Origin of the sequence: Capnocytophaga sp. oral taxon 332 str. F0381 (assembly GCF_000318275.2) — a bacterium.
Taxonomy (GTDB): Bacteria; Bacteroidota; Bacteroidia; order Flavobacteriales; family Flavobacteriaceae; genus Capnocytophaga; species Capnocytophaga bilenii.
Genome location: NZ_KB291295.1, coordinates 79294 through 94817, shown reverse-complemented (window position 1 = coordinate 94817; position 15524 = coordinate 79294). Strand labels below are relative to the sequence as shown.

At 39.0% G+C, this 15524-nt stretch carries 14 protein-coding genes and 1 tRNA gene; 10 read left to right on the top strand and 5 right to left on the bottom strand.

Features of this window, described 5'->3' with window-relative positions; genetic code table 11:
• The first annotated feature begins 422 nt into the window (after positions 1 to 422).
• The 10 genes from HMPREF9075_RS05375 (at position 423) to HMPREF9075_RS05330 (ending at position 7115) form a co-directional block, all read left to right on the top strand.
• Entirely contained in the window at positions 423 to 1661 is a 1239-nt protein-coding gene (locus HMPREF9075_RS05375; RefSeq protein ID WP_009751389.1) for a sulfate adenylyltransferase subunit 1, read from the top strand.
• A gap of 19 nt (positions 1662 to 1680) precedes the next feature.
• Complete coding sequence (locus HMPREF9075_RS05370) at positions 1681 to 1917, top strand: hypothetical protein (RefSeq protein ID WP_009751388.1); 237 nt, start codon at positions 1681 to 1683, stop codon at positions 1915 to 1917.
• Complete coding sequence (locus HMPREF9075_RS05365) at positions 1901 to 2317, top strand: PIN domain-containing protein (protein WP_009751387.1); 417 nt, start codon at positions 1901 to 1903, stop codon at positions 2315 to 2317. Before HMPREF9075_RS05370 ends, HMPREF9075_RS05365 begins: the two co-directional genes overlap by 17 nt.
• Positions 2318 to 2351: 34 nt before the next feature.
• Positions 2352 to 2669, top strand: a complete 318-nt coding sequence (locus HMPREF9075_RS05360; protein WP_009751386.1) for a hypothetical protein — start codon at positions 2352 to 2354, stop codon at positions 2667 to 2669.
• The gene (locus HMPREF9075_RS05355; protein ID WP_009751385.1) at positions 2669 to 3085 is read left to right on the top strand and encodes a PIN domain-containing protein; all 417 of its coding nucleotides are present in this window, start codon (positions 2669 to 2671) and stop codon (positions 3083 to 3085) included. Before HMPREF9075_RS05360 ends, HMPREF9075_RS05355 begins: the two co-directional genes overlap by 1 nt.
• 12 nt (positions 3086 to 3097) lie before the next feature.
• On the top strand, positions 3098 to 4342 hold the full coding sequence (gene rocD / locus HMPREF9075_RS05350; RefSeq protein ID WP_009751384.1) for an ornithine--oxo-acid transaminase: 1245 nt from the start codon (positions 3098 to 3100) through the stop codon (positions 4340 to 4342).
• 139 nt (positions 4343 to 4481) lie between these two features.
• The gene (locus HMPREF9075_RS05345) at positions 4482 to 5288 is read left to right on the top strand and encodes an enoyl-ACP reductase (protein WP_009751383.1); all 807 of its coding nucleotides are present in this window, start codon (positions 4482 to 4484) and stop codon (positions 5286 to 5288) included.
• 22 nt (positions 5289 to 5310) lie between these two features.
• Positions 5311 to 5520 (top strand): membrane protein insertion efficiency factor YidD, encoded by a 210-nt coding sequence (gene yidD / locus HMPREF9075_RS05340; RefSeq protein ID WP_009751382.1) that lies wholly within the window; start codon positions 5311 to 5313, stop codon positions 5518 to 5520.
• Between the two features lie 39 nt (positions 5521 to 5559).
• Positions 5560 to 6903 (top strand): dGTP triphosphohydrolase, encoded by a 1344-nt coding sequence (gene dgt, locus HMPREF9075_RS05335; RefSeq protein WP_009751381.1) that lies wholly within the window; start codon positions 5560 to 5562, stop codon positions 6901 to 6903.
• Between the two features lie 138 nt (positions 6904 to 7041).
• Positions 7042 to 7115 (top strand) — tRNA-Asp (locus HMPREF9075_RS05330).
• A 125-nt stretch (positions 7116 to 7240) separates the two neighbouring features.
• On the opposite strand, the gene HMPREF9075_RS05325 is transcribed toward HMPREF9075_RS05330, so the two are convergent.
• From HMPREF9075_RS05325 to HMPREF9075_RS05305, 5 genes are all read right to left on the bottom strand, one after another.
• Positions 7241 to 8173: a PorP/SprF family type IX secretion system membrane protein gene (locus HMPREF9075_RS05325; protein WP_009751380.1), complete on the bottom strand. Its 933-nt coding sequence runs from the start codon at positions 8171 to 8173 to the stop codon at positions 7241 to 7243.
• A gap of 30 nt (positions 8174 to 8203) precedes the next feature.
• Entirely contained in the window at positions 8204 to 9193 is a 990-nt protein-coding gene (locus HMPREF9075_RS05320; RefSeq protein WP_009415469.1) for a hypothetical protein, read from the bottom strand.
• A 4-nt stretch (positions 9194 to 9197) separates the two neighbouring features.
• Positions 9198 to 10355: an ATP-binding cassette domain-containing protein gene (locus HMPREF9075_RS05315; protein ID WP_009415468.1), complete on the bottom strand. Its 1158-nt coding sequence runs from the start codon at positions 10353 to 10355 to the stop codon at positions 9198 to 9200.
• Positions 10356 to 10481: 126 nt separating this feature from the next.
• Positions 10482 to 11960, bottom strand: coding sequence for a RagB/SusD family nutrient uptake outer membrane protein (locus HMPREF9075_RS05310; RefSeq protein WP_009415467.1), 1479 nt, complete (start codon positions 11958 to 11960; stop codon positions 10482 to 10484).
• An 11-nt stretch (positions 11961 to 11971) separates the two neighbouring features.
• Complete coding sequence (locus HMPREF9075_RS05305) at positions 11972 to 15124, bottom strand: TonB-dependent receptor (RefSeq protein ID WP_034556929.1); 3153 nt, start codon at positions 15122 to 15124, stop codon at positions 11972 to 11974.
• Between the last annotated feature and the right edge of the window lie 400 nt (positions 15125 to 15524).

The following is a 15524-nucleotide window of genomic DNA, read 5'->3' as shown; positions in this document are numbered from 1 at the left end:
AAGATAACTGTAAACCTTTTTTAGGACGTGACACCCGTGCGGCTCGCCCTCCGCTGGCGCGAGCTTGTAGCTCGTGCCTACTATACAATTACTTCCCGTCTCCCCTCCTGCTGGCGCAAGCTTGCAGCTTGTGCCCAATTCAAAATTCAAAATTCACTCACCACTCCCACAAGTCCTACCCGTCCCAAAAGTCTCACAAGTCCCATCCGTCCCACCAATTCAAAATTCAAAATTCAAAATTCTTCTCACCGAACCTTCAGCGAAGGATAAGCGAAGGAAAGTCGGCGAGCTGGCACAGCCGAGTATGTGACGAACAATAAACACACTCCCAGCAAGAAAAACACAATTCATAATTCATAATTCAAAATTATTTCATATCTTTGCAGAGTTTAATCACTAACAGCAATAACGAATAATAGAAAATGAATATATTACGATTTATTACAGCAGGAAGCGTAGATGACGGTAAAAGTACCCTTATAGGGCGATTACTCTATGATAGCAAAAGTATCTTAGCTGACCAGTTAGAAGCTCTCGAACAACAATCTAAAAACAAAAATGAAGATGGAATAGACCTCGCCATCCTCACCGATGGGCTCCGTGCCGAACGAGAACAAGGCATTACCATTGATGTAGCTTATCGCTATTTTGCAACTCCAAAACGCAAATTTATCATTGCCGATGCGCCTGGGCATACCCAATATACCCGAAATATGATAACAGGAGCTTCCAATTCGCAGCTTATTATCATTTTAGTAGATGCCCGTAATGGTATTACCGAGCAAACACGCCGTCATTCCATTATCGCTTCACTGCTCAATATCCCCGAAGTAGTAGTAGCTGTCAATAAAATGGACTTAGTAGGCTATTCCGAAGAAACTTTCAACTCAATTAAAAACGAATATCAACAAATCGCAACCCATTTAGGGCTCAAAAACGTTCATTACTTCCCTATTTCAGCTTTTGTAGGTGATAATATTGTCAATACTACCCAAGCAATGACTTGGTACAAAGGAGTTTCACTCTTAGAATTCTTAGAAACAGTAGAAATCAACCCCCATAGCTATACACAACCCCGCTTTCAAGTGCAATATGTGATACGCCCTCAAACAGAAGCCCTTCACGACTATCGAGGCTATGCAGGCGAAATCATTTCAGGCAATTATCGTAAAGGCGATGCCATTGTAGTACTTCCCGAAGGTATTAGCACTACTATCAGCAAGATAGAACATAATGGTAAAGAAGTATCAGAGGCAAAAGCAGGAACCCCCGTAGTAATACATATTGATGACGATATCGATATTTCGCGAGGAGATTACCTCGTGAGTGAAGCCACTCAGCCCCTTCAAAATCAAGAAGTAGAAGCCATTGTATGCTGGATGGATAAACGCTCCCTTAGCGAAGGCAATAAATACCTATTGCAACAGCGCAGCCGCTTGGTGAGAGTTATTGTAAAAGAAATCATTTACAAGATAGATGTAAATACACTTCAGCAACAAGACGAAGCAGAAAGTTTAAAACTCAACGAAATAGCCAAAATACGCCTAAAAGCAGCAGCCCCTTTAGTATACGACCCCTTTGCCGAAAATCCACCTATGGGAAGCGCCATACTGATAGACGAAACCAGCAACGCCACCGTAGGAGCCCTAATGCTACAATAATATTTAAAACAAGGAAAAAATGAACGTAATAGAGTTGAATACCACCTTAGTAGAAGGAAATGTAGCTTATCAGGAAGAACTTGATATAGATGATATAGAAATTACACCGCTTGTAAAAAGCCTTTCAGGAGTATTGGGTACTCAAGAAGAATTGATACAAGCGATTAAAGATTCCGATGAAGAAGATTGGAAAAAAGAATATCATTTACATTTTTTAGAAAAACACAGTAAACACCTAAATGAAAGTATTTATTGATGCCAATGTTGTATTAGATTTGCTTCTACAACGACACAGCTTTTATCTGAATGCTGAAAAAATATTTTCACTATCCGATAAAGGTAGAATAACATTGTGTTTGTCAGCAGTATCATTTGCTAGTATTACATACCATCTGGAAAAACATATCAAAGGAAGAGACATTAGAAGTGTTTTGAGAAACTTAAGTAAAATAGTTAAAATACTCCCTTTCAATCAGAGGATTATTGAAAACGCACTCTATTCTAGTTTTAAAGATATAGAAGATGGTTATCAATACTTTACCGCTAAAGAATATGGTATTCCTATTGTAGTAACACGCAATGTAAAGGATTTTGTAGTAGATGATATATCGGTACTAACTCCCGAACAATTCCTTTCAATGTACAGAGTCAGTTAAACATTGCCTAATCATTAAATTGTAAAATAGAAAAATGAATATAGTAGAATTAAATACTACCTTAGTAGAAGATAATATCGCATATCAAGAAGATATAGCAACTGAAGAGGAAAGAGAAGAGGTTGCCCCTCTTATAAAAAGCTTAAGAAGCATACTAAAACCTTTTGATGAAAGCAAAATAATTGAAGAAGATAAAACTCTTAATCCCCTTTTTGTTGATAAGCAAGAAGAGAATTGTAATGATAATATTGCTCCTTCAATAAAAGCACTCAGAGCTATATTGAAACCTTATGATATGACACAAGAATATGAAGATGAATTATGTAGGTTGATATTAAAAAAACATAACTAATGAAAGCTCTTATTGATACGAATGTGATATTAGACTATGTGCTTCGTAGAAAATACTTTTTTAAGAATGCAGAAGAGATATTTTCTTTAGGAGAATACCAAAAAGTAATGTTATACATTTCAGCTTTGTCTTTTGGTAGCACAACCCACTTCCTATCAAGAGAATATAAAGAAGCCGAATGCAAGTATATATTGAATGTTTTAACACAAGTGCTGAGAATATTACCTTTTGACAAGCATATTATCAAAAAATCACTCTATTCTAGTTTTAAAGATATAGAAGATGGTTATCAATACTTTACCGCTAAAGAATATGGTATTCCTATTGTAGTAACACGCAATGTAAAGGATTTTGTAGTAGATGATATATCGGTACTAACCCCCGAACAATTCCTTTCAATGTACAGAACAAATTAACAAATTAATTATATGACAAAAAATACATTAACCTCAGAACATGCTATGGCTCTTGAAGATAAGTACGGAGCTCATAACTATCATCCGCTGCCAGTAGTGCTTAGCAAAGGACAAGGGGTATACGTGTGGGACGTAGAAGGCAAACGCTATTATGATTTTCTATCATCCTATTCAGCAGTCAATCAGGGGCATTGCCACCCCCGTATTATCAAAGCCCTTACCGAGCAAGCTCAAACACTTACACTTACCTCACGTGCTTTCTACAACGATAAGCTTGGACTCTACGAAAAGTATATTACCGAATATTTCGGTTTTGAAAAAGTATTGCCTATGAATACAGGAGCTGAAGCAGTAGAAACAGCCATCAAAATATGTCGCAAATGGGCATACGAACAAAAAGGAGTGCCCGAAAGTGCGGCTATTATCATCGTATGCGACCAAAACTTCCACGGGCGCACCACTACGGTAGTCTCTTTTTCATCCGACAAAAATGCTCGTTCTAACTTCGGACCTTATACACCTGGTTTCGTATCCGTACCCTATAACAACCTGCCTGCTTTAGAAAAAGTACTTGCCGAAAATCCTACCACTGTAGCGGGCTTTTTGGTAGAGCCTATACAGGGAGAAGCGGGCGTATATGTGCCTTCTGAAGGTTACCTAAGCAAAGCTAAAGCTTTGTGCGAAAAGTACAATGCTCTTTTCATAGCCGATGAAGTACAAACAGGCGTAGCGCGTACAGGAAAACGTTTAGCCGTAGACCACGAAAACGTAAAACCCGACATTTTAGTTCTTGGTAAAGCTCTTAGTGGGGGCGTATACCCAGTGAGTGCCGTCCTCGCCGATGATAGCATTATGCACGTTATAAAAGCAGGACAACACGGTAGTACCTTTGGCGGAAATCCATTAGCTGCAGCAGTAGCTATAGAAGCCTTGCAAGTAGTAAAAGATGAGCAGTTAGCCGAAAACGCAGCACGTTTGGGCGAAATTTTCCGCAAAGAACTCAGTGATTATATCAAAACTTCTAATGTCGCTACTTTAGTACGCGGAAAAGGATTGCTGAATGCTGTAGTTATCAACGATACCGAAGATAGTGATACAGCGTGGAATATCTGCCTAAGAATGCGCGATAAAGGCTTGCTTGCCAAACCTACTCACGGCAATATTATCAGGTTTGCACCTCCATTAGTAATGAATGAACAGCAGCTAAAAGACTGCCTATCTATTATCATCAGTACACTGAAAGAATTTGAAGCTTAGTTGCCCCGCTGGTGCAAGCTTGTTGCTTGTGCCTTTTATGCAACTTCCTAATCACTATTTTTAACCATTAACCATCAATAATTAAACATTATTTTATATCTTTGCCATCAGAAAAACGTAAAACATTAATTTTAAAAAGATGTATAATTTATTAAAAGGAAAAAAAGGTATTATCTTCGGCGCTTTAGACGAAAACTCAATAGCTTGGAAAACCGCCGAACGTGTACACGAAGAGGGGGGTAAGTTTGTGCTTACTAATGCTCCTGTGGCAATGCGTATGGGGCAAATAAAAAACTTAGCCGAAAAAACAGGCTCTGAAATTATCCCTGCCGATGCTACCAATATGGAGGATTTAGAAAACTTGGTAACCAAAGCTATGGAAATATTAGGCGGTAAGTTAGATTTTGTATTGCACTCTATCGGTATGTCGGTAAATGTGCGCAAAAACATTCCTTACACCGAATCCAACTACGTAAATACCGAAAAAGGCTGGGATGTATCAGCACTTTCATTCCACAAAGTATGCCAAGTGCTTTACAGAAATGATGCGATGAATGAGTGGGGAAGCATCGTAGCTCTTACCTATATGGCTGCACAACGCACTTTCCCCGACTATAACGATATGGCTGATAACAAGGCTTATCTAGAGTCTATAGCGCGTAGTTTTGGCTACTTCTTCGGTAAAGATAAAAAGGTGCGTGTAAACACCATTTCGCAATCACCTACGCCTACTACTGCTGGGCAAGGAGTGAAAGGTTTTAGCGGCTTTATTGCCTATGCCGATGCTATGTCGCCATTAGGAAACGCTTCAGCTCAAGATTGTGCCGATTATACTGTTAGCCTCTTCTCCGACCTTACTCGCAAGGTAACTATGCAAAATCTTTACCACGATGGCGGTTTCTCCAACACTGGAGTAAGCAACGAGGTTATTCAACGTTTTAGCTAATTGGCTAACAGACAAATTACCAATGAAATATCTTTTGATTTTTTTGGTACGTTTTTATCAAGTGGTGGTTTCTCCTCTGAAACCACCTTCTTGTCGTTATACCCCTACTTGTTCGCAATACGCTCTCGAAGCTCTTAAAAAATATGGTGCTTTTAAAGGAGGCTGGCTGGCTATAAAACGCATCAGTAGCTGCCACCCTTGGGGCGGAAGTGGTTACGACCCTGTACCTTAGTGCCAAAAAATAGATACAATTTACTAATTGAAGAAAAATATGATTTGGGAGAACTTACTTTCACTCAATAAATACGGCGACACTACCTCACGACCTCGTCTTAAAGAAGATGAAACGCGCCTTAGCTTTGATATGGACTACGATAGGGTGGTGTTTTCTAGCGCTTTCCGCAGCTTGCAAGATAAAACACAGGTAATCCCTCTTTCCAAAACAGGCTTTGTTCATACACGCCTAACGCATAGTATTGAAGTATCAGTAGTAGGGCGTAGTTTAGGACGTAGCGTAGGAAAGCATTTGCTTGCCAAATACCCTCACTTGCACGAATTAGGCTATCAAACTAACGATTTTGGCGCTATTGTAGCAGCTGCTGCGGTAGCTCACGATATTGGCAATCCACCCTTCGGACATAGTGGCGAAAAAGCTATAGGTGAGTTTTTTCAGTATAAAAAAGGAGCCGACCTTAAAAGTCTGCTTACAGCAAAACAATACGCCGACTTGTGTAACTTTGAGGGGAACGCCAATGGCTTTAGAATATTGAATGAAACACGTATGGGAGTAGAAGGTGGTTTGCGCCTTACGTATGCTACCTTAGGTGCTTTTACTAAGTATCCTAAAGAGTCATTGCCTGTGCAGCCTACTGATAATGTAGAGGATAAAAAATACGGATTTTTTCAAGAGGATAAAGCGTTCTTTAAGGAGGTTGCCGAAAGATTAGGCCTCAAATCGAATAGCAATAATGATGATTTGCGCTATGCACGGCATCCGTTAGCTTTTTTAGTAGAAGCTGCCGATGATATATGCTATACTATTATTGATTTTGAAGATGGTATCAATTTAGGACTAATACCTGAACCTTTAGCTTTAGAATATATGGAGGGTATTATTCAGGGGAGAATAAATCGCAACAAATACGAGCTACTACAAACTAAAGAGGAACGAATAGCTTATTTGCGTGCTGTAGCTATAGGTACGCTTATACAAGAAGCTACAGATATTTTCTTAGCCAATGAAGCGGCTATTTTACAGGGAGATTTTCATCAATCGCTTTTGAAATTAAGCCAATATAAAGCACAAATCGACAAAATCATTAGTTATAGTGTACAACATATTTACCAATCAGATGAGGTAGTAGAAAAAGAAGTGCAAGGTTATGTAATTTTACAACACTTGTTAGATATATTTTTTACCGCAATTATCAATGAAGAAAAAGGAAAAGTTACCTCATTTGATAAATTATTACTTAAAAAACTACCTGAAAAATACCATCAAAAAGGTACATTATATCAAAAAGTGATGGCAATTACCTGCTATATTGCAAGCCTTACCGATAGCAAAGCAGTAGAATTGCACCTAAAAACAGCAAGTAGTAGTAAAAATATTTAAAATGTAAGTTGTTGATAATCAGTTGTAGTGTTGTAAAAATGAAAAAAAAATGAAAAAAAGTTGTCAAAAAATTTGCAGGTAATGAAAAAAGTAGTACCTTTGCAACCGCAATGAAGAAATGAATTGCACAGTTTAATGGGTCTGGTAGTTCAGTTGGTTAGAATACATGCCTGTCACGCATGGGGTCGCGGGTTCGAGTCCCGTCCAGACCGCAATTAAAATTTAGTTGTGTTGTTTTGTGTAAATATTTTTACACGGGTTTATAGTAAACCGATGAAAGCTTTCCTTTTTAAGGAGAGCTTTCTTTTTTATATATGTTATAGGGTAAGGATACTAACTACCACTTGAATTGTACTAAAAATTCGTGTGAATTACGTGATTGTAAATTGAGGTGAGTTTGGAAATAGCTTTCAAAACCATAACCTATGGAAACGTAGTAATCAGGAAGGTTGAATAGTAGGTAGATACTTGCAGCTTTGGCAGTACGGTAGGTAAGTCCTAATTCAGCACGTTCTACAAAATTAGCAGCAATGGTAAGATCGGTAGAAGGAGTACGACCTTCAGCTAAACACATCTGTAAGCGTGGTTTGATAGTGAAATCAGGAGCGATGCGCCAAAAATATCCTCCCATAATATAATAGTAAGTAGTTTCAGCCATTGAAGTCATTACTTCATTATCAATATGCACATGTTTAGAAGATAACATATTAGGCATTGAAAATCCTATATAAAAATTAGGATGGTCATAATATAGTCCAGTCCCAAAATTAGTTTGAAACTCTCCTGAAATAGTCTGCAAATAAGAGTTGTAATAATATGTGGGGTGTATACGATTGCCATTGGGGTAGTATGAATTGTATAATTGGTTGTAATGCCCCATTTCGTTACCATCAATATTAAAAACATCACCACCAAATTTTACGCCGCCTATAAGGTTAGAATTGTAGGTAATAGGGATAGCATACGATAAGTCTGCATAAATACCCGCTTGTTTTTGTATAAACACTTTGTTATTGGCTATAGAAACGCCCAATCCTACACGTTGCGACAGCTTGTGAGTAGTAAAGAAGGTTTGCGTAAGAGGCGCTTCTATCATATCGCGAAACTGATTGCGAATATCTACAGATACTGTATGCCCCATTTCCAACCCCACTACCGCAGGGTTTACCAAATTGGCGTGCTGATGATAAAAAATATAAGTAGCATCGGTGCTTTGTGCTATCACACTTCCTATAGATAGCATTGCAGCAAAAAGTAATATTTTCTTCATTATTTTTATTTTTGTAGTTGAAAAGAAGTTTTATTCGGGAGTTGCTTTCCATTGATGTATGAATTTAGAATAGCCATACACAAAAGCTAAGGTACCTAATAGCATCACGTAACTCACAGGAGTAGCTGTAGGAAGCAGTTGTTTTGATTCAAACAATAATAATAGTGAAAATAGTGCAGGAGCAAATACTATCAGTGAAAAGTTAATACCTATAGCTATAAAGTTTTTAGGTAGTTTGCCTAATGAAACTGTGGTGAGGGCTATTACTGCAAAGGCTGTAAATATATACAAATACCCTATAGCATCGTAGCTTGTTATAATAGATATAAACACTGAAAAGAAAGCCAAAACCAGTGCCAATACGTGTGAGAATACAATTCCTAGCAGGAACGCCCGTAGGCTAGTAACACGCACGCAAAACACTATAAGTGCTACAAATAAAGTAGGCAATAAGAAATAGTTTCCTAATAGGAAAGGTGAGAGTATTAAAGCATCTTCATAGGCATTTTCTACGTTTTTTATGAGGTAATGGTCTGAACCCCACATATCATCGTAATAACTATCCTCGTCAGCCTCTTTTTCTTCTTCTAAATAATTACTTTTTAGCTCAGTTATATAGCTTTCGGGGTATTTAAGCTGGATAGATACTTTTGAGCCCATTACAAACGATATAAAAAAAGTAGTGGAGGCAAAAATAATTACAAAGTATTGAGCAAACTGCCCAAAGAGCTTATGCGGATTGCTAGGGTAGAAGTGCTTAAAAGCATTGTTTTTATTTAGTTGGGTGAGCCACCCCACTAATAAGAGTATACTAAAAACAAGATTTAGCAAAAAGGGATAGCCAAAATAACTACTAAAAGTGCTAAAGTAGCTTGTTTTTAATTCTTGCTCATTTATGCTGAAAAAGCCTATTACGAAGAACAGCAAATGTATTACTGCTGCAGCACTTATCATCCATACCAATTTAGTATTCCAAATTGATGGATAACGCTCTAAAAGATATTGATTTATTTTATTCATTTTTCTATTGGTTCATAAAGAAACGCCTTGTAGAAGACGATATGTTACGTATATAAGTAAGCGTGATACCTGCATTGCCAAGAGCCTGTAGTAGTTGCGAAAAATCGGTGTTGGGGCGGAAATAGGCTACATAGTTGCCTCCGTTGTACTGCAGCTTTTCAAGAGCAAAACTTTTGAATACTGCCAATAATTCTTCTCGGCTATTAGGAGTTTCTATTTCTACAATCAATTGTGTTGGAGTGCTCTCATTGAGATTCTCGTCCCTATTTTCTTTATATTCTCCTTTTCGCAAGAAAATTACTTTATCAGATACTTTTTCTACCTCAAATAACTGTTGTGAACTCAGTATCAATGCTATTGGGTTAGCAACCGAGTTGGCAATCATCTTTAGGTCTTGTAATATAGTTTGTTGTGCCAAAACGTCTAAGTTTCCTAAAGGCTCGTCTAATAGCAGTAATTCAGGCTGGCGCAATAAGGTACGCGCTAGCTCAAAACGCATTTTATACCCTGATGAAAGCGCATCCCAAGTGAGGTGCTTATATTGCCATAAGCCTAAGCGTGCAATCATTAAGAGGGTGCGCAGCTCATTTTCTTCAGCAGGAACACCATAGTTAGCCAATGCAAATTTGAGATTATCCTTCAAACTACCATACCATCGTTCGGTGCGTTGAGGTATATAAGCCAACTTAGTGCGCAGCTCGTAGTCGTTTTTAGGAGCTCGCAGGAAGTAGTAGGTAAGTTTGCCACTATCATAAGCTAAATCATAGGCTAAAAGTCTTAACAAAGTTGTTTTACCATTGCCGTTTTCGCCCACTAAGCCATATACCTGACCCTTGCGAATCATAAGCGAAATGGGACCTAATGAGAAGAATGCACCATATTTTTTTTGTAAGTTTTCAGCCTTTAGCACAGGGTGTTGTGTAGCTACTTCTTTCACCGAGCATTGGGCTACCTGCCCAAGCAGTTCGGTAGCTTTTTCGGCAAGTGTAGTTACTTCGTTGGGGTGTTGCTCTTTCCATTCCACCAAAGTAATAGCCTTTTGGTAAAGCTCCATTCGTTGCGTATCGGCTACACAATCCAGCAGTTTTCTGAAGGCAATAGCAGTGTCATTATTCTGAAAACACTGTAGGGTTTCGGCTACGCGCTCTTGATGTTTAGTCATTATACAAGTATCTTGTGTTATATCATTTGCAAAGATAGTAAAAAAAAGTAAATCTTGCCAAAGCTATAAAAACTTTAGCAAGATTTCTCTGTCAAATAAAAACCAACTTTTTATGGAAAAGAGTTACTATCTGTTATTCTGAACCATTTTTGTATTATTTTGCATTTCGTCATCAGGGATTTGGTATATCCATCTTGGGTCGTTGGCAGGTACGTTTATTTTGTTGCTGTGGTTGGAGTTAGTTACTGTTCTATCAGCACCCATTCGCCAACGTTTAAAATCGAAGAAAGAACTACCTTCAGCCCATAGCTCAATACGGCGTTGGGTGCGTACCTCTTCGCGTAGCTGAGCTTGGTTTAGGCTACTAATATCGTAAGCCGTATCGTTGCGGTAATTTTTTACCAAATCTGTTAGTTTTGCTTTTGCTTCAGTAAGTTCACCCAATTCTACCAATGCCTCTACGTACAACAAGTAAGGGTCTTCTTTGCGAATAAAACAATAATCGCCTGTAGCATCTTTTTTGGTAACGTATTTTAGGCTAGAATAGTCGTCCATTTCGTATTCAGCAGCGATGTCGGGGAATAGCGCTTGGTTGATATACAATTTTTTGCGTATATCGTTATTGCCTATTTTTTCATAAAGCAAGCTAAACATCGCTTTAGGAGTATATTGAGCAAAGCCCACAGGCAACGTATTGTCTATATACGAATAGAACGACTGCCACGTACCTGAAGTTAGGTTTGTAATATCATACCCCCATAGCCACGCACTGCTGCTTATATCCCAATCTTTAGAAGCCACTTCAGCAGCACTTGTAAGGGTGATACTGCCGTTATCTACTATCATTTTGGCATACTGTCTCACGCGGCTCCACTCTTCGCGTTGTGCATAAGCTTTTGAGAGGTAAGCCAACGCCACTACTTTATCTACATCGTGTTTTGAGGTAGTGATTTGAAAACGAGCATCATCTACTACAGAAAAGTCGCTGAGGATTTGTTGGTACACCTCTTCTACGGTAGAGCGGGCAAATTTTTCGGTAGTGGGCACCAATAGCAAAGGTACACCTGGGTTGTTTTCGTTGCCTTTATAAGTACCCTGATAGATATTTACTAAGTAGAAATAATAAATAGCGCGCAATGATTTTAGCTCAGCATATTTTTGAAATTCTTTTTGATCAGTAGAGGTATTTACCCCATTGGGGAAGTACTTTTTCAAAATAGTATTGATACTACTAATTTGGCTATACAAAAAGCTCCACACGTAGGAATTGCTGTAATAATCACTTGAAAGCCCAGCCGTAAAGTTATAGTCGTAGCCCAACCAGTGGTAGGAAGGCATTACGAGGTCTAATCCCATATGGTCTAAGCGCAGGTCAATAGATTTGATACCAAAGTTGATAGCATCGGTAGAGTTGGCATTGCTGTTATAAATCCCATTTAGCTCAATATCTATGAGTTTAGCTTTTTGTTCGGGGTTTTGTTTCAGTTCTTCCAATCGCTCTTCGGAAATGTAGCCCGTGAGCTGAGGGTCAAAATTATCTTTAGAACAACCCACCAAAAGAAAGGTAAGGAGCGATGCGAATATGATTTTTTTATATGTATTCATCGTAGTAAGTTTTAAAAATTGAGTGTTAATCCCATCGATATGGTGCGTATAGGTGAGTAACTTGCGCGGTCAGAGCCATTACCGCTAAGGCTTGCGCGGGGGTCTAATCCTTTGCGATAGCTCCACAAGTAAAGATTGTCACCTGTAACATAGTATCGTATGCTGCTAAGTTTCAGTTTTTCGGCAGCCTCTTGGGGTACGTTGTAGCCTATGCTCACGTTGCGCAATGATAGGTAACTTGCACTCACCAAAAAGCGGTCGGATGAGCTACCTTGTAGTCCTGCGAACTCTAAACGAGGTACATCTGTATTTCGGTTTTCGGGTGTCCATCGCTTGCGTATATCGGTATGCCAATTGCGTCCTAAGTCGCCGGTACCCATTAACGAAGAATATTGGTAATCGTAGAACTTACCTCCTATTTGGTAAGAGAATTGTACCGAAAGGTCTATGTTGTACACACGTAGTGAAGTGCCAAAGCCACCTTGCAAGTCGGGGATAGAAGTTCCTACAAATTGCTTGCTCTTTTCGTAATTATACTTGTCGCTGCCCAATAAGTTCCAGCTTTCTTGGGCATCGCTGGAGGTTGTTTTGGTATAAGTCCAGAATAGGGCATCTCCTGTTTCAGGGTCAACACCACCGTATTTTACCATATAGAAGTCGTAAATACTACCTCCTTCTTTGATGATTTGTTGTCCTGTAGCAAGTCCTTTTTCACGTAGTTCTTCAGGCAGTTTTAGCACTTTGTTTTTGTAGCACAAGCCGTTGGCAGTAATTTGCCATTCTACGTTTTCAGTACGCACGGGGGTAACCGATATAGAGAACTCAACCCCTTTGTTTTGCATATCAGCCACGTTGCGAGGCTCTGACGAGAAACCTGTAGAGGCAGGAAGCGGCATATTGAACAACATATTTTTGGTGGTTTTCACAAAGAAATCAGCCTCTATGCTCAAGCGGTTATCCCACAAGTCGGCTTCTATACCTGTATTGAAGTTGCCGCTCTCTTCCCAAGTGATGTTGCGATTGCCTTTGTAGGCAGCTTGCAGACCCGGTTTGGTACCATCGGTAGTAACGTAATACAAATTTAGATAAGGAGCGTAAGAGCGACCACCGTTAGGCAAATACAAATAGTCGTTACCCTGCACTCCATAGCTCGCTTTTAGCTTTAAGTTGTTGATAAAGCTTACTTTTTCTAAAAACTTCTCACGATTTACCAGCCAAGAGCCACCCACTGACCAGAAAGTACCCCAGCGATTTTCAGGTGCGAACACTGATGAAGCATCGCGGCGCAAGCTGGCAGAAAGAAAGTACTTATAATCGTAATTCATATTTAGCTGCCCGAAGTAACCTTCTACAAAATAGCCTGTAGTATAAGAGCCTAATGAGGTGGTTACTGCAGCATTGTCAAACTCAGAGTTTAGCGGGTCTAAAAAGTTCTTTTTACTACCTCCTAATGAAGCATATCTTTCTTTGTTGCTTTCGTGACCTAACAAAGCATCAAAGCTATAGTTGCCCCAACTTTGGTTGTATTTTAGCAATTGGTTGAAAGTCATAATCACATCGTGGGTACTATAGCGGCTGCCTATACCATTGCTGTCTTTGCCATAGCCTCCCAAAGGAGTAGTAAACTCATTGCTGTTGTAAAAATTAGCATAGAAGTTGCCTGAAGTGCTGAAGGTTAAGTTCTTCAGTAAGTTGATATCTAAGGATAAGGACTGGTTCAGGTAGTAATTTTTAGAAAATAGAATGTCGTGTTTTTGGGTAGCGACAGGGTTGGTATTTCCGTTGAATTTACGTGCGCCGCCAAAGTCGTATTTATTAGTAGGGTACCCATTGGCATCGTGTTCAAAAATAGGGTATATAGGAGCGATAAAGCGCGTCCATTCAAAGGGGTTATTAGTGCCTGAATACTCAGTACCTTGTTTTTCGGTATAAGTGAGCATTGTAGAGGCATTAGCTTTTAGCCATTGGGTAACATCGCCTTTATACGAAAAGCGAGAGGAGTAGCGATTAAAATAGGAGTTGAGGTTATACCCCTCATCACCTAAATACCCGAAAGAGAAGTAAAAACTATTGCTTTCGTTGCCCTTGGTAAGGCTAAGGTTGTACTCATCGCGTATGCCAGGTTTGAAGAGTGCTTTTTCCCAATCGTTAAAATTGGCATCTTTATACTTAAGTTTGGCATTAGGGTTTAGTTTTCCGTTAGGGAGTACCAATTGGTCATCGGGTACATCATAGATATTATAGCCATTTCCGACGTTTTTTATCAAGTTATCGGCAGCCCAAGCGGTAGCAGTGTTATAACGTTCGGTAGTGTTGGTAGTAGTTTGAGTGAAGTATGATTTGTTGTACAAAGCGTTGTACAAAGTTTCGTAATATTCGCTGGTAGAGCTTATTTTGTCATATTCGGGTATGCCACGCGTGTTGAAGCCTGTGCGAGCATCTACAGTAATAGAGAGCTTGTCTCTTTTACCACTTTTGGTAGTGATAATAATCACCCCATTTGCCCCACGCGCTCCGTAAAGTGCTGCTGATGAAGCGTCTTTTAGTACGTTGAGGCTTTCGATATCGCTGTTGTTGATAGAGTTTAGGCTGCCGTGATAAGGAGCGCCATCTAAGATAATAAGCGGGGCACTTGAGCCATAAATAGAGCCAATCCCACGTATGCGGATGGCACTACCAGCTCCAGGGTCGCCAGAACTATTAGAAATTTGTACCCCTGAAACAGCCCCTTCTAAGGTTTTAGCCACATCGGCACTTTGGCGTTGTGTGATATTTTCAGCTTTTATGGTAGCCATAGAGCCTGTAAAAGACTTTTTATCGGTAGTACCATAGGCTACAGCCACTACATCAGTACCTTCCAATTGCTGTACATCAGAACTTAATACAATATTGATAGTACCTGCTTTGGTTACTTTTCGTTCTTGTGAGGTATATCCCATACTTGAGAACACCAGTATATCTCCATTTTTTACTTTTATTTCATAATGACCCTCTCCATCGGCAGCTACCCCTTTAGTGGTTCCTTTCACCACTATTGAAGCACCTAATAGTTCAAGCCCAGAGTCATCTTTTACAGTACCTTTTACGGTAAGTTCTTGCGCCATCGTCCATAAAGAACACAGAGGCAACAAGAGGAGCAAAATAATTTTTTTTCTACTAATCATTATTGTTTCGTTTTAATGTCGCAAAATTATTGTTAAGTTTCGTAATATGCAAGTTTTTGATGTAAAAAATATAAAATTTAACATTTTTCTTAGAAAATCTATTTTTTTTGTTTTTGAGATTCTTTTAAAAAACGGTCTTTTTGAGAGGGTGTTTTTTGCATACTTGCTAAAAAACACCCTCGTTTTTTGAGCTATCATCAAAAAATAACACTTAGTTTTTAGTTAATAATTTTAAGTCTTCAATCGTTAGTTTATATTCATTATTTATTAGTTTTGGTGCTTTATTCTTCGGTGAGAAGAATTTTGAATTTTGAATTCTGAATTTTGAATTCTGAATTGGGCGTCAGCGGGGAGAGCTGTATAGGCTTTTATCCTTCGCTCAACCTTCGCTCAACCTTCG